The sequence below is a fragment of the Pontibacillus chungwhensis genome (assembly GCF_030166655.1).
Taxonomy (GTDB): Bacteria; Bacillota; Bacilli; order Bacillales; family BH030062; genus Pontibacillus.
Map to the genome: position 1 here is coordinate 3,203,967 of NZ_CP126446.1, position 20,325 is coordinate 3,224,291.

The 20,325-nt window shown below is 41.0% G+C and carries 17 protein-coding genes; 6 read left to right on the plus strand and 11 right to left on the minus strand.

Going from position 1 to position 20,325, the window contains the following annotated elements:
* Positions 1–3 precede the first annotated feature (3 nt).
* From QNI29_RS16600 to QNI29_RS16630, 7 genes are all read right to left on the minus strand, one after another.
* Positions 4–1,446 (minus strand): carbon starvation CstA family protein, encoded by a 1,443-nt coding sequence (locus QNI29_RS16600; protein WP_231418808.1) that lies wholly within the window; start codon positions 1,444–1,446, stop codon positions 4–6.
* Positions 1,447–1,669: 223 nt separating this feature from the next.
* The gene (locus tag QNI29_RS16605; protein ID WP_231418809.1) at positions 1,670–2,401 is read right to left on the minus strand and encodes a LytR/AlgR family response regulator transcription factor; all 732 of its coding nucleotides are present in this window, start codon (positions 2,399–2,401) and stop codon (positions 1,670–1,672) included.
* Positions 2,386–4,137, minus strand: a complete 1,752-nt coding sequence (locus QNI29_RS16610; protein WP_231418810.1) for a sensor histidine kinase — start codon at positions 4,135–4,137, stop codon at positions 2,386–2,388. Before QNI29_RS16610 ends, QNI29_RS16605 begins: the two co-directional genes overlap by 16 nt.
* 107 nt (positions 4,138–4,244) lie before the next feature.
* On the minus strand, positions 4,245–5,957 hold the full coding sequence (gene cydC, locus QNI29_RS16615) for a thiol reductant ABC exporter subunit CydC (protein WP_231418811.1): 1,713 nt from the start codon (positions 5,955–5,957) through the stop codon (positions 4,245–4,247).
* Entirely contained in the window at positions 5,954–7,687 is a 1,734-nt protein-coding gene (gene cydD / locus QNI29_RS16620) for a thiol reductant ABC exporter subunit CydD (protein ID WP_231418812.1), read from the minus strand. The genes cydC and cydD overlap by 4 nt, the downstream gene beginning before the upstream one ends.
* Positions 7,688–7,959: 272 nt before the next feature.
* Complete coding sequence (locus QNI29_RS16625; RefSeq protein WP_231418813.1) at positions 7,960–8,175, minus strand: helix-turn-helix transcriptional regulator; 216 nt, start codon at positions 8,173–8,175, stop codon at positions 7,960–7,962.
* Positions 8,176–8,339: 164 nt separating this feature from the next.
* The gene (locus QNI29_RS16630) at positions 8,340–9,332 is read right to left on the minus strand and encodes a zinc-binding dehydrogenase (RefSeq protein WP_231419047.1); all 993 of its coding nucleotides are present in this window, start codon (positions 9,330–9,332) and stop codon (positions 8,340–8,342) included.
* A gap of 127 nt (positions 9,333–9,459) precedes the next feature.
* Between QNI29_RS16630 and QNI29_RS16635 the strand changes: the two genes are divergently transcribed.
* From QNI29_RS16635 to QNI29_RS16650, 4 genes are all read left to right on the plus strand, one after another.
* Complete coding sequence (locus QNI29_RS16635) at positions 9,460–9,603, plus strand: hypothetical protein (RefSeq protein ID WP_231418814.1); 144 nt, start codon at positions 9,460–9,462, stop codon at positions 9,601–9,603.
* Positions 9,604–9,700: 97 nt separating this feature from the next.
* Positions 9,701–10,660 carry an MBL fold metallo-hydrolase gene (locus QNI29_RS16640; protein ID WP_231418815.1) on the plus strand — a complete coding sequence of 320 codons (960 nt, stop codon included), beginning with the start codon at positions 9,701–9,703 and terminating at the stop codon, positions 10,658–10,660.
* Positions 10,661–10,676: 16 nt separating this feature from the next.
* The gene (locus tag QNI29_RS16645) at positions 10,677–11,609 is read left to right on the plus strand and encodes an aldo/keto reductase (protein ID WP_231418816.1); all 933 of its coding nucleotides are present in this window, start codon (positions 10,677–10,679) and stop codon (positions 11,607–11,609) included.
* A 169-nt stretch (positions 11,610–11,778) separates the two neighbouring features.
* Complete coding sequence (locus QNI29_RS16650) at positions 11,779–13,068, plus strand: GntP family permease (RefSeq protein ID WP_231418817.1); 1,290 nt, start codon at positions 11,779–11,781, stop codon at positions 13,066–13,068.
* Between the two features lie 362 nt (positions 13,069–13,430).
* Here QNI29_RS16650 and QNI29_RS16655 read toward each other — a convergent pair whose 3' ends face one another.
* Both QNI29_RS16655 and QNI29_RS16660 read right to left on the minus strand, forming a co-directional pair.
* Positions 13,431–14,207, minus strand: coding sequence for a 3-hydroxybutyrate dehydrogenase (locus tag QNI29_RS16655; protein ID WP_231418818.1), 777 nt, complete (start codon positions 14,205–14,207; stop codon positions 13,431–13,433).
* Between the two features lie 173 nt (positions 14,208–14,380).
* On the minus strand, positions 14,381–15,409 hold the full coding sequence (locus QNI29_RS16660) for an LLM class flavin-dependent oxidoreductase (protein ID WP_231418819.1): 1,029 nt from the start codon (positions 15,407–15,409) through the stop codon (positions 14,381–14,383).
* Positions 15,410–15,650: 241 nt separating this feature from the next.
* On the opposite strand from QNI29_RS16660, the gene QNI29_RS16665 reads away from it, so the two are divergent.
* Positions 15,651–16,226 (plus strand): TetR/AcrR family transcriptional regulator, encoded by a 576-nt coding sequence (locus tag QNI29_RS16665; protein WP_231418820.1) that lies wholly within the window; start codon positions 15,651–15,653, stop codon positions 16,224–16,226.
* 78 nt (positions 16,227–16,304) lie between these two features.
* Positions 16,305–18,512: a YhgE/Pip domain-containing protein gene (locus QNI29_RS16670; protein WP_231418821.1), complete on the plus strand. Its 2,208-nt coding sequence runs from the start codon at positions 16,305–16,307 to the stop codon at positions 18,510–18,512.
* Positions 18,513–18,547: 35 nt separating this feature from the next.
* Here QNI29_RS16670 and QNI29_RS16675 read toward each other — a convergent pair whose 3' ends face one another.
* Both QNI29_RS16675 and QNI29_RS16680 read right to left on the minus strand, forming a co-directional pair.
* Complete coding sequence (locus QNI29_RS16675; RefSeq protein WP_231418822.1) at positions 18,548–18,952, minus strand: hypothetical protein; 405 nt, start codon at positions 18,950–18,952, stop codon at positions 18,548–18,550.
* Between the two features lie 189 nt (positions 18,953–19,141).
* Positions 19,142–20,308, minus strand: a complete 1,167-nt coding sequence (locus tag QNI29_RS16680) for an iron-containing alcohol dehydrogenase (protein ID WP_231418823.1) — start codon at positions 20,306–20,308, stop codon at positions 19,142–19,144.
* Positions 20,309–20,325 lie beyond the last annotated feature (17 nt).

Below are 20,325 nucleotides of genomic sequence, written 5' to 3' on the forward strand. Positions count from 1 at the left end.
CCGCTAAGCAGTCGTCTTCCATTCTTCTTCTAATGGGATTTCTTTATTCAATCCTTTACGAGCTGCTATAGAGAAAGAGATGACAACCCCAATCGTAATGATAGCTGCTAGAATATAAGAGATATTAATCGATAGACCAAATCCAATCTGTGCGTTTAAGATATACGTGAATGTCGCCATGGTCATAAAGGTAGCCGGAACCGCTGCAATCCAGTAATTCTTACGAGATAAGAATAAATACATGGCCCCTACCCATAACGCGATGACCGCTGTCGATTGGTTCGCCCAGGAGAAGTATCTCCATAGAAGGGTGAAATCAACTTTTGTCAGTGCAAAAGATATAACAAATAAAGGAATAGCAATCCACATTCTGCTTACAATTTTCTTTTGAGAAACGTTGATATAATCCGCAATAATCATACGAGCACTACGGAACGCTGTATCACCAGACGTGATCGGAAGCACAATCACACCAAGTACAGCTAACGTACCTCCTACAGCCCCAAGCATTTTAACAGACACTTCGCTTACCACAGCTGCTGGTCCACCATTAGCAAGAATCTCATTTAGTCCTTCCGAACCGTTAAATAGACTCATAGCTGCAGCAGCCCAGATCATGGCAATAATCCCCTCAGCAATCATCATACCGTAGAAAATACGTCGACCTTGCTTCTCCTTCTGTGTGGTACGAGAAATAATCGGTGTTTGAGTAGCATGGAAACCTGATAGAGCACCACAAGAAATCGTTAAGAATAATAGCGGAAAGATCGGTGCATCATCAGGGTGCATATTGGTTAACTCAATTTCTGGGATAGGAGCTCCCGTAAATACTAAGGAAAGTCCTACTCCAACTGCACTAATCACTAAGAACGCCCCAAAAATAGGGTAGAAACGTCCAATGATTTTATCAATTGGCAACATAGTCGCTAGTAAATAATAAGCGAAAATGGCTAGTAGAATAACAGGAAGTGAAAGCCAGCTACTTGCCATATTATGAATTAAATCAGCAGGAGCTGTAACAAAAACCGTCCCCACCAGAATGAGTAGTAATATCGTAAACGCATTCACAACGTGTTTCATCACTTTACCGAGAAATTTCCCTGCAAGTTCAGGCAAATGAGCTCCTCGGTTACGAATCGAAATCATCCCTGTTAAATAGTCATGTACGGCCCCAGCAAAGATGGCGCCAAATACGATCCAAAGAAAGGCCACCGGTCCGTATAAAGCTCCTAGAATAGGACCAAAGATGGGACCCACACCAGCAATGTTGAGTAGCTGTATTAATGAATTTCTCTTCTCCCCCATCGGCAAATAGTCAACACCATCACCGTTTGTATAAGCTGGTGTTTGACGTTCAGTGTTTACCCCAAAAACTTTCTCTACATATTTACCGTAAGTTAAATACCCAACAATCAATAAAACAATACTCACTAGAAATGTAATCATGATAGGAGTCCTCCCTCTTCTGTAATCGCTTACAAACATCATACCAAGTAACCGCTTACAATATAGAGGAATCTGTTCAACATGTTCATTTCTTACGTTAAGATGTTCTAAATAGAAACTAAGGTGTAGTGGATGCCTTTTAAATTGATAAGAATGATAGAGGTAGTTTCACAAAGGCTCACCACTACAGAATAATTGAATGGGGATTTTGTATTCCCCATTCTTAAAGCTCAAGTTGTTTCCTTAATTCTTTAACATAATTTCGGCTTACAGACAGTTGTTCATCTCTCCCTCTTAGCTCAAGATGATAGGCACCATTAAACCAGGGCACTAGTCGTTTAACATACTGTAGGTTAACGAGATAGCTCTTATGGATCCGAAAGAACGAAAATGGTTCAAGTCTTTGTTCCACTTCTTTTAAAGAACGCTTCGTTTCATAAGTACGGGTTTGGTCTACAATTTTGGTTACACGTCCATCCCGGTACACATACATAATTTCAGACGGTGTTAGGTACGTAATTTCTTCTTCTTCCTCCACAGCGAGCTTTGATGGAATTGTTCCTTTTTCTGCACTGCCTTCATTTAAGAGCCTTCGTTCTAGACGATCGACTGTCTCACGAATTGGTTCCTCTTCAAATGGTTTCAGTATATAATCAACCGCTTCATGTCGAAAGGCTTCAACAGCAAAATCCGGATAAGCTGTAGCAAATACAATATCCGGTACTTTCTTTAATTCCTGGAGTGACTCAGCTACCTCAAGTCCATTCATTTTCGGCATTTCAATATCCAAAAACAATACGTCAGGCTGCAACTGAAGAGCTTTCATCACCGCATCTTCGCCTGAATCAGCCTCTCCAATAATTTCAATACGTTCATGCTCTTTTAATAAATAAATCAGTTCCTCGCGGCTAAACCGTTCATCATCTACAACTACAGCCGTTATACGTTTACCCAATTCGCTTCCTCCTTCCTAGGAAGTAAAAAAGAAATCGTTGTTCCTTCTCCTAGTACACTCTCGATGTGTAAGCAAGCTGCTTCCCCGTGCATATGGACGAGTCGCTCATTCACATTATATAAACCAAGCCCAGTTCCTTTTTCAGACTCCACTTGAATCTTACCAAGACTCTTCAGCCTTTCAGGAGCAATTCCTGGTCCATTATCTGTTACAGAAACAAGGACCCCCTGTGATTTCTTCTGAACGGCTACACGTATTTCCGTTTGTCCGTCTTGTTCTTTCACTCCATGTTTCATACAGTTTTCAACTAATGGCTGTAAGGTCAAAGGGGCGATCCGTTCCTTTAGTGCTTCCTCATCTACCTCATACTCCACGTGAAGATGATCCACAAAACGTGTTTCCTCAACTAATAAGTAGGCTTTCACATGGTGAATCTCTTCTTCTAATGTAATCCACTTCCGAGTTGTAGCACTCAAATTCTGTCTGAAATATTTCGATAAAGCAATTAAGACTGCACGAGCCCTTTTAGGTTCTGTTCTTATTAGCGAAACAATTACATTTAACGAGTTAAATAAAAAATGAGGATTTACTTGAGCTTGTAATGCTTTGACCTCAGCCTCTCGGGCCAATTCCTGAGCTTTCTCAGCCTCTGCAATTTCTAACTGTTGCCCAAGTAGAGCACTAAGACCTTGAATTAACTCAAGTATCACATTGGAAATTTCTTTCTCCGATCTTACGTAGAATTTAAGTGTGCCTACCACTTCATTCTTTCTCTTTAAAGGAGCAATAATAGCAGCCCCAAGAGGACAGTTGGCTTTTGTGCAATGGATATCTTCATGCTTCACAATCAGTCTCGTACCCGTATGAATCACTTCCCTCGTAGCTGATGTCTGAATAACTTCCCCCGATTTATGATGATCATCAGCCAGTCCTACATGGGCCAAGATCACTTCATGATTTGTCATTGATATGGCACTAACATCCACTTCCTTAAAGATGATTTCACACGTACGTTTAGCAGACGTTTCATTTAACCCCCTTCGCATATAGGCAATGGTTGACTCAGCTAGGGTCAAGGCCTTCTGAGCCTGAAGCGCCCCCACTTTTTCTTCTTCATGTAAAACATTTCTTATAATGAGTAAGAAAAGGGCTGAGCCTACCCCATTGGCAACTATCATAGGCACACCAATTTCTTGAACCAGTTCAAATGCCTGGGTAAATGGCTTTGACATCACTAAAATAACAACCATTTGAACAGTCTCAGCTAATGCGCCTACGAATAAAGCTGTTTTCAAACGGAGAGATTTATCCTTCTTATGAAAAGCTCCCGCAAGTAAACCTGCTATAACAGCTGAAATACCACATGCCAATCCTGTAAATCCGCCTAATGAAAATCGGTGAAGACCCGCAATTAAACCTGCTCCAACTCCAATTCGATATCCACCAAATAATCCAGCGGCGACAATACCGATTACCCTGGAGTTGGCAATCGCTTCTTCCCCACTTAATTTATAAGCAAACGAACCGTACTCAAACGATAACGTATCATAGGTAATCCCTGTATAAGTTCCAATAATGCCAAATAGACCAAAAAAACCAATAGCAACATACCGCTGCTTCGAGGTAAGAGTCTTCTTATCAACCAACTCTCTAAAAAAGCGAAACCTCGTAATCACAAAGGCTACTGTAACAATAATGCCCAATCTTTCTAACATTGGCAGAAATAACTCAAGCACGCTCCCCCTCCTCCCCGTTGTTTAATAAACTCATTGTAGCACGACTCTTAACGCATAGAAAAAGCAGCTTAAGATCCCTAATAAGATGCTCAAGCTGCTCCAAAAGTTTATACAAGCACTTCTTTTTCGATTTGTTTCATTCTATAAAAATACCCCTCATGCCTCATTAATTCCTGGTAAGAACCTGATTCTACGACTTCGCCTTGGTCAAGCACAATAATTTGATCCATCTTCTCAAGCCCCATTAGTCTGTGACTAATAAGAATGAGGGTATCGTGCTTTGCTCTTTGGAATACGTGCTCATATATATGTTGTTCAGTAACAGCGTCAAGAGAGGAAGTCGGTTCGTCGAGCAACCATAACGATTCGTCTTTTAACAACGCTCTCGCAATTGCCAGACGCTGTTTTTCCCCGCCAGATAAGTTCTCTCCCTTTTCAAGAACTGACTGATCCAAGTCAAAATGACTCAAGTCCACATGGGTCAGAACTTCATAAAGTCTATCATCTCCAGCATGCTCGTCTGCGATCTGAAGGTTATCCCGTATGGTTCCGTAAAAGTAGTGATTCTCTTGCTGAACCACATTGGTACGTGCCCAGATGTCTTCTTGACTAACTTCATGTTGTGGGGTCTCATTAAATAAAATCGATCCACTTGCAGGGTTGTAAAACTTCAACAGCAATTGAAATAGAGTAGATTTCCCAGATCCACTAGCACCCACGATCGCCGTCTTTGAACCTGCTGGAATGTGAAGGGTCACATCCTTCAAAGAATCTCTTTCCTCTCCAGGGAAAGAGAACGATACGCCTTTTAAGTCGATTGAAAATGCTTGGTCTACAGGCAAACTACTCGTTACCTCTACTTGTTCTTCCTCATCCTGGACAACTTCGTGAAGGCGCTTGGCTGCCCTACGACTATCTTCAAAGTGAGCAGGAACTAATGCCATTGGTACAGCATTTTCAAATACCGTTAATGAAATCATGATGAGCATTGCTAAGAATACGCCATCTAATTGATTATTTGCCACCAGATAAGCTCCAAATGCAATAACAAGCCATGATACCAGGAGTGTCACCATACTATTTAATGACTGATGATACGAGGCCATCTTGCCTTCTTTCTCCTGCTCATCAATATAACGAACAGATGCTTCTTCTAACTCCTTCTCTTTCGCATCGAGTTGCTGATAAAGCTTTAAATCCATAAATCCATATAAGAATTCGGTCACTTCACTAGACAAAGCACCTCGTTCTTCACGTAATCGGACTTCGATTCTTCGTTGCTTAAAAGCAAACCATGCCGGGAGAATGACCCCTGTCAGAAACAAGCCAAACAGCAATAATAACGCCACGGTGATGGAGTAAAAGACTGTAAAAAGAATCGTTGCGAAGAAAATCAATCCGAGCACAATTGGTGGATAATAAACCCGTAAAAAGAAATTTTGCAACCGGTCAATATCGCTAACAATCCTTGATAAAAGGTCTCCTGATCGATATTTATGAAAAATCTTTGGCGCCAATGGCTCTAGTTTCTCATAAAAATTGACCCGCAGCTGACTTAGCATGGTGAATGTAGCTCTGTGGGAATAGAGACGTTCCAAATAACGCCCAAAGGCACGAGCAAACCCCATAATTTTCAAAAAAGCAATCATGAGAGATAACGTATAGATCGGTGGCAGCAAGGCAGCTTTCGAAATCAAGTAACCGCTTGAGGCAAATAAAGCAACAGCTGTAATGCCTGCTAAAAAGCCAAACAACACCGATAAATAGATATCCCTCTTCTCTACCATCATATCCTTCACAACCGCTCTCAGTTCATTCACGTTGCCATACCTCCTTGTTGCGTCCTCACCATGTTCCGGTAGTGAGGATTTGCTTCGATGAGATTTGTATGAGTTCCTTGCTCTAGAACCCTTCCGTCTTCCATATACAAGATCTGATCCGCATGCTTAATCGTATGGAGGCGATGAGCAACCGTAATGACTGTGGCGTTTTGGCTAAGTTCCTGTATGGAGGTTTGTAAAATTTTCTCCGTCTGCAAATCTAATCCAGTTGTAGGTTCATCAAATAAAATGATAGTGGGTTGTTTTAAGAAAGCTCGAGCAATAGCCAGACGTTGTTTCTCTCCTCCTGACAACCCCCGACCACCTTCTCCAACCGGGGTATCATATCCATGTTCGAGTGATTTCACAAGGGGAGCAATGCCTGCTTTTTCAGCAGCTTTCTCGATAGCTTCCCTTGAAACCTCTTCCTTCTTACCAACAGCTATATTGTCTGCAATTGTACCGGAAAAGAGGTAAGGACTCTGAGATATATAACTAATCTGATCAAACCACTCCTCTTCTTTTAGTTCTGAGCGTTTATGGCCATCCACTAAAATGGACCCTTCAGAGACCGGCACGAGCCCTGCTAGTACATGAAGAAGAGTCGTCTTTCCTGATCCGCTTTTTCCTACAATAGCAGTCTGACTATAAGGAGGTAAGGTTATGTTAATATCCTTTAATGCAAACCCTTCTGCTTCATATGAAAAGTGAACACCTTCTAATCGAATAGAAGGAGGTTCCTCTTGATTCTGGATAGAATCATTCCCCCATTGAACAGGATGGTCTTCTGTATTTAAGACGTCTGAAATCTTCTGGGCTGCTCCGGCACTCCCTCTTCCTGTATGAAAGGCCTGGCCTAAGTTTTTAAGAAACAGATAAAACTCGGGCGCCAATATAAGAACAAAAAAGGCCGTGGAGAAAGTAATAGATTGAAACAAGACGAGTCTCAAACCTATTTCAAGTGCAATCAACCCTATACTTAACATTGAAATCAGTTCTAACATTAGAGAAGAAACAAATGCGATCTTTAGCACTTCCATGGTCGCGTCCCTGAAATCTAAACTGCTACCCTCAATCAGCTCTTTTTGATAACGAGCTCGACCGAAAAGTTTCAAGGTAGTCAGACCTTGGAGTGTATCGAGAAAGCGTCCTGAGAAGATCGCCATTTTGTCCAACTGCTCTTCTGACTTCTTCTTTGTCATAATCCCAATAATGATATAGAACAAGGGAATAAATGGTGCAGTAATCATCATAATCAGGCCCGAATAGAAATGCTCCATTGATACAACAACAAGAATCATAATCGGTACAATAGACGTTTGAATAACCTGAGGAATATATTGGCTGAAATAGCCATCAATCTCATCAACAGCGTCCATTACAGTGCTTACTTTATGCCCCGACTGGCCCCTCATAGATGCTTGTAGAGGATTCTTTGAAAACTTAGAAACAAGTTGTGACCTGAAATGCTCTTTTACCCTCGAAGCCATTTTGACCCCTGCTCGCCCATTCCAATACGTCAAAGCTGAACGAGCAACCAACACGAACAATAAGCTTATTAGATCAGGGATAACTTCTTCAAATTGTGCTCCCTTAAGAAATATATGGTCTACAATGGATACAAACAGCAATGCTTGTGCAATGACCGTGACCCCTAATAGAAGAGAAGAAACAATAAGCAGAAATCTGGTAGCTTTTTGTTTCCTGGCATGTTGTTTTAATACATTCATAGCGATCCTGTCTCCTTAAAGCTTTCCATTTAGGATGATTGTGAATGATTTCACATATAGTTATCTGTATTATAAAAGAAATATCATCTTTATGCATGAATTTTGCCTATTTTTATAGTAAAAATAGTCTTATTGTTCCATTAGTGTTTATTAACGGCACATGAACTATTCATTCGATAACAAAAGAAGTGAAGATAGGGATAAAATCACTTTAGTAAGGTAAAGGGTGCCAGACACCCTTTACCTTGCTAAAGCAAGAATAACTCCTGCATTTATGTTGATTGAATATTCTCTTCTCCTTCAAATATAAATAAGTCTTCAATAGAACAGTCAAATACTTGAGCTAACTTATGAGCCAGGATGAGAGAAGGTTTATATTTCCCTTTCTCTAAAGAAATGACCGTCTGTCTTGAGACCTGGAGTTGAATAGATAGATCTTCTTGTGTGATTTTCTTTTCCGTCCGTTTTTCTCTTATTAAATTTTTCATGTCATCACCTTTGTGGTTAAGCCTGCTTTACATTCAGTTTACGCGACAACAGTCTTTTGGGTCAAACCTTCTACCAGAAGAATCACGTACACAAATAAAGAGCATGAAATGAGTGTCCATTCCATGCTCTTATTCAGAAGGTATACGAACCTCCTCTTGTTCTATTAGCTAATTGTAAAACCGATCTTTCCGAAGTTTTTCGAATCTCTAATGTAAGCAAATGCATCTTGGTAATCGGAAAGGGCGAACATTTTATCTACTTCAGGTGTTATGCTATGGTCCGTTATGAAAGAAAGCATGTCTTGAAATTCTTCACGGCTTCCCATTGTAGAGCCTAGAAGATTGTATTGGCCATAGAAGAATTTACGAATATCAATTTCTACTTTATCTTCTGTCGTTGCACCAAATGTCACAACCGTCCCCCCTCTTCTTACGACACCAAGGGATTTCTCAAACGTTGCTTGACCAATACTCTCTACAACGACATCGACTTGTTCTTCTGCGAGTTCTTCTTCCCAATCAGAAAGAGTCGGAATAGCCAGATCAGCCCCTAGCTCTTTTGCCGTCTCGAGCTTTTCCTCACTGCGTGAAGTGACAATTACCTTTGCACCAGCTGCTTTTGCGAATTTCAATGCAAACGTTAAAACGCCGCTCCCAATCCCCGGAAGTAAAATGGTATCTCCTTCTTTAATCTTCGCTCTTGTAAACAATACGCGATAAGCGGTTAGTGCAGCGAGAGGTAGGACACCAGCTTGTTCCCAAGTTAAGTGAGATGGCTTCTTCTCAATGTTCTCTTCTTGTAAAACGATATACTCTGCAAACGTACCATCATCAGGTAAACCCAGTATTTCAAAGCCTTGGGGTGGCGCATCGCTGTTATGCTTCCATCCTAAACCAGGATTGATGACAACCTCATCCCCAACGTTCCAGCCTGTGACACCTTCGCCTACCTCTGCAATGATGCCAGCTCCATCTGAGCCTAAAATAAGGGGAGGCTGCTCCACCTTATGTCGATTTGTCACAGCAAGATCGCGTCTATTTAAGCCAGCTGTTTTCAACTGGACCTTCACCTTCCCTTTTTCGACTCCTGGTGCGTCACACTCTTCGTGATGTAAACCATCTAATCCTTCAATTTCTTTATGTATAATAGCTCTCATTCCATTCACTCCTTCTCTAATATCCGTTCGTTTCTTTATCATAACAATTTTTCAGACTTCCAAACATCATTTCCCTTCATACTTTTTACAAAACAACAAAATCTAATCCCACAACGGAGGTGATCTTATGGATGGCAAAAAAGAAACAGAAACATTGAAAAGAAAAGATAAAGAAGAGCATTCCTCTCTCCACGAGCAATTTATCGACCAAGCTAAAAAAACAGATCGGAAAACATTTGACCGGGACGGATTTTTAGGTAAAGGGTATTAAGTTCACTACAACCTCACCTCTCTTTGAAAGCGTTACACTGTTCAATAATCTGAATGTTTTGTAAAATAGAGGTACTATTCAAGGAGAGGTGATATATATGGAAGAAAAAGCTCCAATCTATCTTGGCCACCGAACGTATGTAATTGATGGATTTGATCTGGGGATGCCAAACCGCACAGGGATTTATGTGATTGACGATAAGGATCTCACCATAGTCGAAACAGGTCCAAGTCCTTCAGTCCCTTACATAAAGAAAGGTCTTAAAGATCTAGGATTCAAATTATCGGATGTAAAAAATATTATCCTGACCCACATCCATCTCGATCATGCTGGTGGTGCAGGATTATTCGTACAAGAGTGTCCTCAAGCTACCATCTATGTCCATCCAAAAGGAAAACGTCACCTAGTTAATCCTACTAAATTGATTGCGGGTGCCAAACAAGTTTACGGAGACCAATTTGAACCGTTATTTGATCCGATTCTCCCTATTACGGAAGATCAAATCAAAGTCGTTGAAGACCAAGAGGAACTTCAAATCGGACCTTCTGCTACACTAACGTTTTACCATACACCAGGTCATGCTAACCATCATATTTCAATTTACGACTCAGAAAGCCAAGGTCTGTTTACAGGCGATGCATGCGGCATCCGTTATCCACATACGGAAGATCATGACTTGTCTTTATATTTACCATCCACATCTCCCAATCAATTCGACCCATTCGTCATGCTAGAAACCATTAAAAAAGTAAGCCTGTTGCCTATAAACCGAATCTACTTTGGTCATTTTAGTATGTCCGACCAGCCAAACGAAGTGTTTAAATCGGTCGCAAAATGGTTACCTATTTTTATGGAAGCAGGCCATGAAGCTGCACGTAATGATGAAGACCTCACTCAATTGAAAGAACGTCTTTATGAGAAAGTAGCGGTTTATTTAGACTCTAAAGGAGTGCCAAGAGACCATGCGATCTATGGCGTACTAGAGCTTGATTTCGAGGTCTCCGCTATGGGCATCGCTGATTACTTAGAGAAAACAAAGGTCCTTCCAACTCAATAAAAAGGAGCGACAAACAATGGAAAAACAAACGAGAATAGGTAACACAGACCTCCATGTCAATCCAATTGGCTTAGGTACAAACGCTGTTGGAGGTCATAATATCTACCCTAATCTTGATGAGCAAGTCGGAAAAGATTTAGTTAAGACTGCCTTAGACCATGGCATTAACTTTTTAGACACAGCCTTCATTTATGGTCCTAAGCGCTCTGAAGAGCTTGTTGGTGAAGTGCTTAAAGAGACTGGTAAACGTGAAGAAGTGGTGTTAGCTACAAAGGGTGCTCATAAATTTGTCGGAGAAGATGTCGTGTTTGATAATTCTCCTGAGTTCCTAAAGCAAGCTGTTGAAGATAGTCTTAAGCGTCTCCAGACGGACTATATCGATTTGTTCTATATCCATTTCCCTGATGAACAGACTCCTAAGGATGAAGCCGTAAGAACTCTTAAAGAACTGAAAGATGAAGGGAAGATCAGAGCGATTGGGGTTTCGAATTTCTCTTTATCCCAGTTAAAAGAAGCAAACAAAGATGGGTACGTTGATGTGGTACAAAGTGAATACAATTTGTTAAACCGCGATGCTGAGAAGGACTTGCTTCCATATATCGCAGAAAACAATCTGTCCTTTGTCCCTTACTTTCCTTTAGCATCAGGTCTTCTTGCTGGTAAATATGATAAAAACACAACGTTTAATGATATACGTGCGAACATGCCTCATTTCCAAGGGGAACAATTTGAAAAGAACTTAGAAAAAGTGGATCAAGTCAGGTCCATCGCTGATCGCCATAATGCCGAAGTAGCACATATTGTGCTTGCCTGGTACCTCACTCGTGATGGAATTGACACCATTATTCCAGGTGCCAAACGCTCTGAACAAGTCGTCAACACTTTACAAACTTTAGATGTAGAGTTAACACAAGAAGATATCGACAAAATTGATCGCATCTTTTCCTAACCAAAAACCATGAACCGACTCGGTTCATGGTTTTTTAGGTAGCTATTTTAAGATGACAAACTCTTTCATAGAAACAACCATTTTAGGCGGAATCGAATATTGGAATCGATAAAATACAGTCGAATGGGACATAGTAAAACCGATAACTTAAAACATCAGGAGGTTCACTATGCTCAGTATTATTATCGGTCTTATCCTCTTAATGGCTTTGGCTTACCTTGGTTGGTCCATTATATGGATTGCCCCCCTAGTATCAGGAATCGTGGCTCTATTAAGTGGTATGAACATTCTCGATGCCTATACAGGAACATATATGGAAGGCTTTGTAGGGTTTGCGAAGGATTACTTCCCGATCTTCTTATTCGGTGCAATCTTTGGGAAACTGATGGAAGATACAGGTGCAGCTCAATCCGTTGCTTATAAAATCTCTAGCGTTATCGGAAAGAAACGCGCTATTCTAGGAATGCTTCTTTCAGCAGCCATCCTTACTTACGGTGGTGTTAGTTTATTTGTAGTCGTATTCGCAGTCTATCCACTTGCTGTAGCGATGTTCAGAGAAGCAAACGTATCACGTAAATTAATTCCTTCTACGTTTGTTTTAGGAGCTTTCACCTTTACAATGACAGCGATCCCTGGAACACCGCAAATTCAAAATATTATTCCAATCAATACCTTTAAAACAGATACAATGGCAGCTCCGATCCTAGGTATTGTGGCAGGACTAATTATGGCTGTAGGTGGTTATGCATACCTAAAGTTCAGACAAAAACAACTTGATTCAAAAGATGACAAATTTACAGAACCTGAAGGTGATAACCAGGTGAAGGAAATCAATGAGGATGAACTTCCAAATTGGATTTTATCTGTCATCCCTCTTATTGCTGTAGTTGTCACGTTGAACGTATTTAAAGACCTTAGTATTTTAATTGCCCTCTTAATCGGGATTATTCTTATCATGCTCTTTAACTTTAAGGATTACAAAGACTTCATCCCTGCGATTAATGGAGGCGCATCAGGTTCTGTTATGGCCACCATTAACACGAGTGCGGCTGTCGGTTTCGGATCAGTTGTAACAGCTTCCCCTGGGTTTGAAACGGTTAAAGAATTAATTTTTGATATTCCATTAAGCCCTTATTTCTCCGAAGCCTTCGCTGTGCAACTTCTTGCTATGATTACAGGTTCAGCTTCTGGTGGTATGGGAATTGCCCTTGAAGCCCTTGGTGAGGAGTATTACAATATTGCAGTTGATCAAGGATTAAGTCTTGAAGCCTTTCACAGAATTACATCCGTAGCCTCAGGTGCCTCAATCCTGCCGCATAACGGGGCTTTATTGACGCTTTTCACCGTTACAGGTTTAACACATAAAGACTCTTATAAAGACGTATTCGTCGTCGGTCTCCTCATACCAATGGTCGCCACCATAGCGATTATCTTCTTAGCTATGATGGGAATTAATTAATCCATTAGAAAAGCCAAACAAGAGCTTGGAATCCAGGCTCTTGTTTTTTGTGCAAGAATAGCACTCTTATTAATGGGCTTTGTTGATTTCTACGGTGTTCCACAAAAAAGGCCTTATATGGAACAATTGATGTAAAAAAGTTTTCCAAGATGGGGCCGCCATATTGCCGTATCTGATTAAGATGCTTCCATTCATCCTTGCATGGCAAAGGTGGGCCTGGAAACTGCGAGACTCCCGTGGGCAGAAGAGCCAGTCTTGTTCCAGCGTGGAGGACCGTACGCTCATGTTAAAGTTAACGGAACCATTTCTCATAGTAAAAAAAATACCCTAAGAGCATTGTACTCTTAGAGTATCTTCATCCATTACTGAACGGTATATCCACCATCAATAACAGCCGCTTGGCCAGTTATACTTTTCGCTTTGTCACTCACTAAGAAGATCGAGTAATCAGCAATTTCCTGAACTTGTAGCAAGCGCTTCTGAGGAACAAGTGGGTAAATAACCTCTTCTAAAGCTTTTTCTTTATCGATATTTCGTGTCTTCGCCAAGTCTTCTAATTGATTCTGCACAAGTGGTGTGTCTACGTATCCTGGACAAATAGCGTTCACCGTAATTCCGTGGTCAGCACCTTCTAGAGCTGTAACCTTTGTCAGACCTATTACACCATGTTTGGCACTATTGTAACCAGCTTTGCCTGCAAAACCGATTAAACCGTTAATCGATGCCATATTTAGAATACGACCATATCCTTGCTTTTTCATATGCGGGAAGGCATATTTAATTCCAAAGAAAGGCCCTTTGAGCATAATATCTAAGATTAACTCAAACTTCTCACTAGGGAATTCTTCGACAGGGGCAACATGTTGAATACCTGCATTATTGACTAAGATATCAATCGAACCAAACTTCTCGACCGTCTTCTCAATCGCGTTCTTCACATCTTCTTCTTTCGCAACATTCGCCACTACGCCATCTACTGTGTGACCTTGAGATCTTAGTTCCTCTATGGATTTATTTAATGTTTCCTCATTAATATCGTTTAGCATAACCTTTGCGCCAGCTTTAGCAAACTCTGTTGCAATTTCAAAGCCAATTCCCTGACCAGAGCCAGTAATAAGAGCAGATTTTCCTTCAAGCATACATGCTTCCTCCTTTAAATGTACTCTAGATTACTTTGCCCAACTTTCTAAAATTCCATCAGAGAAACCAAAATAAATATAGTTTAACAAAGTAAAGGAGTAAAGGGTGCCTGACACCCTTTACTCCTTTACTTTGTTAAAAAAAGAGCAGACATCAGCCTGCTCTTTAGATGCTATTCTCCTTTAAACAGTTCAGCTACGAGTTCATAAGAGTGACGACGAGCTTCATGGTCATAAATTTGGGAGATGACCATCACTTCATCAGCGCCTGTTTTTTCAATAAAGGATTCTAGCTGATGTTTCACGGTTTCTTTACTACCAATAATGGAAGAACCTAATTGCTGTTTTAAGGCTTGCTTCTCCCGTTCTGTCCAGATCCCTTCCATAGAATCAACAGGTGGCGGTAAAGGTGATTCATTCTTCCTTATCAAGTTTAAGAACTGCTGTTGGAGGGTCGTAGCTAATCGCTCCGCTTCTTCATCCGTTTCTGCAGCAATCACATTTACTCCCACCATTGCATGAGGTTTTGATAAAGAATCAGATGGCGTAAATGTTCGCTTGTATAAATCAAGTGCCGGAACAGTGTCTCGAGGAGAGAAGTGACTGGCAAACGCAAACGGTAGCCCCTCTTCTCCTGCCAATTGAGCACTATATCCACTTGAGCCCAGCAACCAAATCGGTATATCTAATCCTTCACCAGGGTAAGCACGTACATGTGGATTGGCTGGACCACGTGAAGGATCAAAGTAGCTTCTGAGCTCTTCAAGTTGATCAGGGAAGTCATGGGGACCGCTCTGACCTCCACGCCTTAACGCGTGCGCTGTCAACTGGTCAGTACCAGGCGCACGACCAAGCCCTAAATCAATACGCCCAGGGAATAAGGATTCCAGTGTTCCAAACTGTTCAGCGATGACTAGTGGCGCATGGTTCGGAAGCATGACTCCTCCTGATCCCACTTTGATCGTAGACGTTTGTGAAGCCACGTGTCCAATTAAGACTGAAGTAGCAGAACTTGCGATAAAAGGCATATTATGATGCTCCGCTAGCCAGTAGCGGTTATATCCAAGGCTCTCCGTATGCTGAGCCAGATCTACAGTTCTCTTAAAAGAATCAGCCGGACCGCCATCTTCTCGTATAGGAGCTAAATCCAACACGGAGAAAGGGATCGACTGAAGTATATTCGTTTGATTGTTATCACTCATTGTTTCATCTTCTTTCTTTAAAGTATGATGATGGTAAGAGCTATTTCTCTTACCTAGTATGAGACAGTGTAACAAGATTTCTTTCGTGTGCCTAACGAATTGCTCATCCTTTCTTATGATTCCACATATGGTAAAATTTCAAGAAAATGAATGATAAAAAAAGGTTGCACGATAAAATGAAAGGTGTATAATCAAATTTAGACGAAATGACTAAATCGTTCAAATGGTCAGGTGATGAAAAATGTCCAACGACAGAAAACAACAAATCATTCAAGCGGCTAATCAATCGTTCGCCACATTCGGGTATAAAGCAACGACAATGGATCATGTTGCAAAAGCAGCTAATGTGGGAAAAGGAACGATTTATAACTTTTTCAAAAACAAAGAACAACTTTTCCAGGAAATCATCTCTAACCTCTTGTCAGAGATGAAAACACAAGCAGAGTCCGTCATTGATGATCAGAAGCCATTGAAGGAGAATGTCCATCTAGCTTTATACGAGCTCCTTCAATATCGGCGCAGCCATCAACTAACCATTCAGATGGTACAAGAAGCCAAAGAAATGGGGACTGCTGCGGTTCAGGAAGCTCTTGCTAATGTTGAAGGGTTAATCACTGCTTATCTTCGCGAAAAGATTGAACAAGCAATTGAACGGGGAGATATCCGATCTTGCAACCCAGAAATGACGGCCTTTATGATGTTCAAACTCTATACAGCATTTATCATAGACTGGGAAGAACGTCATCAACCACTCGAAAAAGAAGACATCATGCATTTGTTTGATGAATATGTATTTAAAGGGTTATCACCATCTTGATGATTGATGATCCTTTTCTTTTGCCGCATTATGACCAAATGAACGATTTAGTCATTTATTACTTAGGAGGGTAACTACATGAATGGTTTTAAATTATGGCTATCCGAATTAAAACACATCGGTAGCAACAAAAAAGTACTTATACCATTTATTGCGGTATTAATGATTCCGCTTATTTATAGTGGAATGTTCTTATGGGCGTTCTGGAATCCATATGGCAGTATGGATCAACTTCCAGTCGCTATTGTCAACTCAGACGAAGGGGCCGAATTTAACGATGAACCCCTTACAGTCGGAAAAGAATTTGTTGATAATTTAGAGGATAGCGGAGACTTCAAATATGAAGTGGTTTCTAAGGAAGAAGGTTACGATGGATTAAGCAATCATGAGTATTATATGCTTGTCGAAATTCCGGAAAACTTCTCATCTTCCGCTACCACGATCTTAGACGAGAATCCAGAGAAACTTCAGTTAAAATATGTACCAAACGAAGGATTTAACTTCCTCTCTGCTCAAATTGGTGAGTCAGCAACAGAGCAAATGAAAGCAAAGTTAGCTGATGAGATGTCTGAAACGTATGCCAATGCGATGTTCGCGCAATTTAATGAATTGAAAACAGGTCTTGCCGATGCTAGTACAAAAGCAGGTGATTTGAATAACGGTGCCAAAGACCTTGACTCTGGAGCTAAAGAATTAAAGGAAAAACTAAGAACGTTCTCCGATAAACAACTTCAATTTACAGATGGAACGCAAGAATTGCGCCAAGGTACTTCTGAAGTAGCTACAGGAGCCAATGAACTTAACCAAGGACTTTCAGCTCTTCAAAACGGATATGGACAAATCGTTTCAGGGGCCAATTCATCAAAAGATGGAGCCATTCAATTACGAAACGGACTATCCCAATCTAAAGATGGAGCTGCTCAACTCGAACAAGGGTTAGCACAACTCGTTCAACAATCAGGTGGATTAGAACAGTCATCTCAGGAACTCTCAAATTCTCTAAAAAGCCTGAATGGCGGTGCTCAGCAGGTAAACCAATCAGCTGCTACCCTATCTGAAAAAGTAGGGGGGCTAAAAGAAGGATTGGCACCCGTGATTGCACAAATGCCTGAAGAACAACAACAGAAAATTCTAGCGCAACTTGAACAATTAAACCAAGGTGCCAAGCAGCTATCAGGGGCCACGAGCCAGCTAGCTACCGGTTCACAGCAAGTGGTCGAAAAAACAGCTTCTCTTCCGAACCAGATGGCCTCTCTTTCAGAAGCTCACTCCAAGCTTCAACAAGGGGCAACTGCTCTCTCTGCAGGTCAGAACGAATTATATAACGGTGCTTCTGCACTCGTTCAAGGACAAGAGAAGTTTGCAGCAGGCGTCCAAACGTTTAATGATAAATTGACTAGCGCTAACACAGGTGCTGCTCAATTAGCTGATGGTGCTGCTCAAGTAAACCAGGGAGCAAACGAACTCTTTAACGGCTCATCTCAGTTAGCTGACGGGTCTCAAAAGCTTGCAAAAGGCGCTAATGACCTTTCTTCAGGAACAAATGAGTTAACTTCAGGCACAAGCGAGTTCGAAAGCAACCTCTCAGAAGCTAGCTCAAAAGCACAAGACGTCCAAACGAGCATGAAAACTGAAGAGATGCTTGCCAAACCAGTAGATTTAGATAAGAATAGCGTTAATGAAGTCCCTAACTACGGAACTGGATTTACTCCATATTTCTTATCTCTTGGACTATTTGTAGGTGCGCTAATCATTACAATCGTTTACCCAGTCAGAGAACCTTCCGCTGCACCACGAAATGCATTCAGCTGGTTCTTTGCTAAATTTGGTGTACTCGTGAGTGCTGGACTTATTCAAGCGGTCATTGCCGCTAGTGTGATCTTGTATGGGTTAGGGTTAGAAGTAGAAAGTGTTCCTTACTTCTACTTGTTTAGTATATTAACTAGCCTAACGTTCATGGCCATGATTCAAGTCCTTGTTACAACCCTTGGAGACCCAGGTCGTTTTATCGCGATTTTAATTTTAATCATGCAATTAACAACAAGCGCTGGAACATTCCCATTAGAATTAATTCCAGAGCCACTACAGATCTTTAACCCAGTTCTACCAATGACATACTCTGTAGAAGGGTTGAAAGCCGTCATTTCTGAAGGTGATTACAGTCTAATGTGGCAAGATAGTAGCATATTAGCTATCTTCTTACTAGGATCTGTGATTATAACAATTGGCTACTTTATTGTAGCAATGAGAAAAAGACGATTAACTAGTGTAGATGACGCTGCTTAAATAAAAAAGATCACCTGTTTTCAGGTGATCTTTTTTTATTGCTCCAAAGTCGCTTGGTAACTCTTTAGTTTTTCATTCGTTTCAACGATTAACTGCTCAATCTTATTCACATCTGGAGAAGGTTTTTGAGCTTCCCCAATCAAAGGATAAAGGCTCTCTTCAATGATTTTATAATCTTTCGGGCTCTTTTCTTCCACTTGATCTTCAATTACATCCCATGCTTCATCAAGCTTTTTTCCCGCTTTGTTAAGTTCAGATAACTTTGCATTATTTTGTACAGCCATTTGTAACGTATCAATAGCTGCAAGTACTTGATCGATTCCTTCCGATACTGACACCCCACGTTCCTCTTCCTCTGCTGAAGCCTGATTCATGACAGGGGTCATGACAATATTCAGTGCGAGCACTAAGCATGGTACTATCCAATAGATTCGTTTCATTATTCCATCGTCTCCTTTTGCTGGTCTCGGTGCTTACTTTTTCCAAATATACAACGAACTATGCACGCGATTCTTTCATTCTTTTTATGTAAATGGAAACTAAAAAAGTGTGACCGCTAGCTATAACACGGGTGGAATGCAAAACAAAAAACACCGCCTCTTATGGAGGCGGTGCAAGCAATGATTCTATTAGAATGTTACATCTTTCCCATAATAAGCTGATTCAAATAGCTTCTTCATTTCTTCTTCAGAAGTCTCGCGTGGATTTGTACCCGTACAAGGATCATCCATCGCGTTTTTCGCCATTTGATCCACATGTTCTTTAAACAGATCTTCTGAAACGCCAAATTCTTTAAGTGTGTTCGGTACACCCATTTCACGGTTTAATTCACGAACCCATTCAATCAAGGAATCCACAAGCTGCTCTTGTGTATCGCCTTGTAACTCAAGACGTTTTGCCATTTTAGCAAAACGATCTCCTACGACACTGCGGTTAAATTGAATCACATACGGAAGGTAAATACCGTTCGCACAGCCGTGTGGCACTTCAAATGTTGGTCCACTCTTATGCGCCATGCTATGCACATTACCTAGCACTGCATTCGCAAATGCCATACCAGCCATTGCTTGAGCATAGTGAACTTTTTCTCTCGAATCTTGGTTGCCTTTATAGGAACTAAGCAGATGTTCATTTAGGATTTCAGCAGCTTCAATAGCCAGAGAATCCGTAAACGTCGTACGTGGTTTAGCCACATAAGCTTCAATACTGTGTGTTACAGCATCCATACCACTATAAGCAATCACTTTTTGCGGCATCGATTCGACCATAACGGGATCGATAACAGCTAAGTCTGGAGTTAATTCAAAGTCAGCTAACGGGTGTTTAACCCCTGTTTCTGAATCCGTAATAACGGATAAGTTTGAAATTTCAGATGCCGTACCACTTGTTGTTGGAATGCCAATAAATTTCGCTTTTGTGCGAAGACCTGGCAAGTTAAATGGTTCCATTGCATCTTTAAATGAAAGATTCGGGCGTTCATAGAAAATCCACATTGCCTTAGCAGCGTCCATTGGGGAGCCACCACCAATGCCGATAATCCAATCAGGTTCAAAATCATTTAGCGTGCCAAGATGCTCTTGAACTAAATTAGTCGAAGGCTCTTCTGTGATGCCCTCAATCACTTTCGTTTCTATATTAGCCTTAGCCAGATGGCTTTCAATTTTATCTAAGTTTCCATTCTCCTTAACCGATCCACCACCGATTACAAGGATAGCTTTCTTCCCATCTAAGGATTCGAGCGTCTCTAACGCCCCTTCTCCGAAGTAAATATCTCTTGGAATTGTAAAACGATTCATACCTTTTAGCCTCCAAT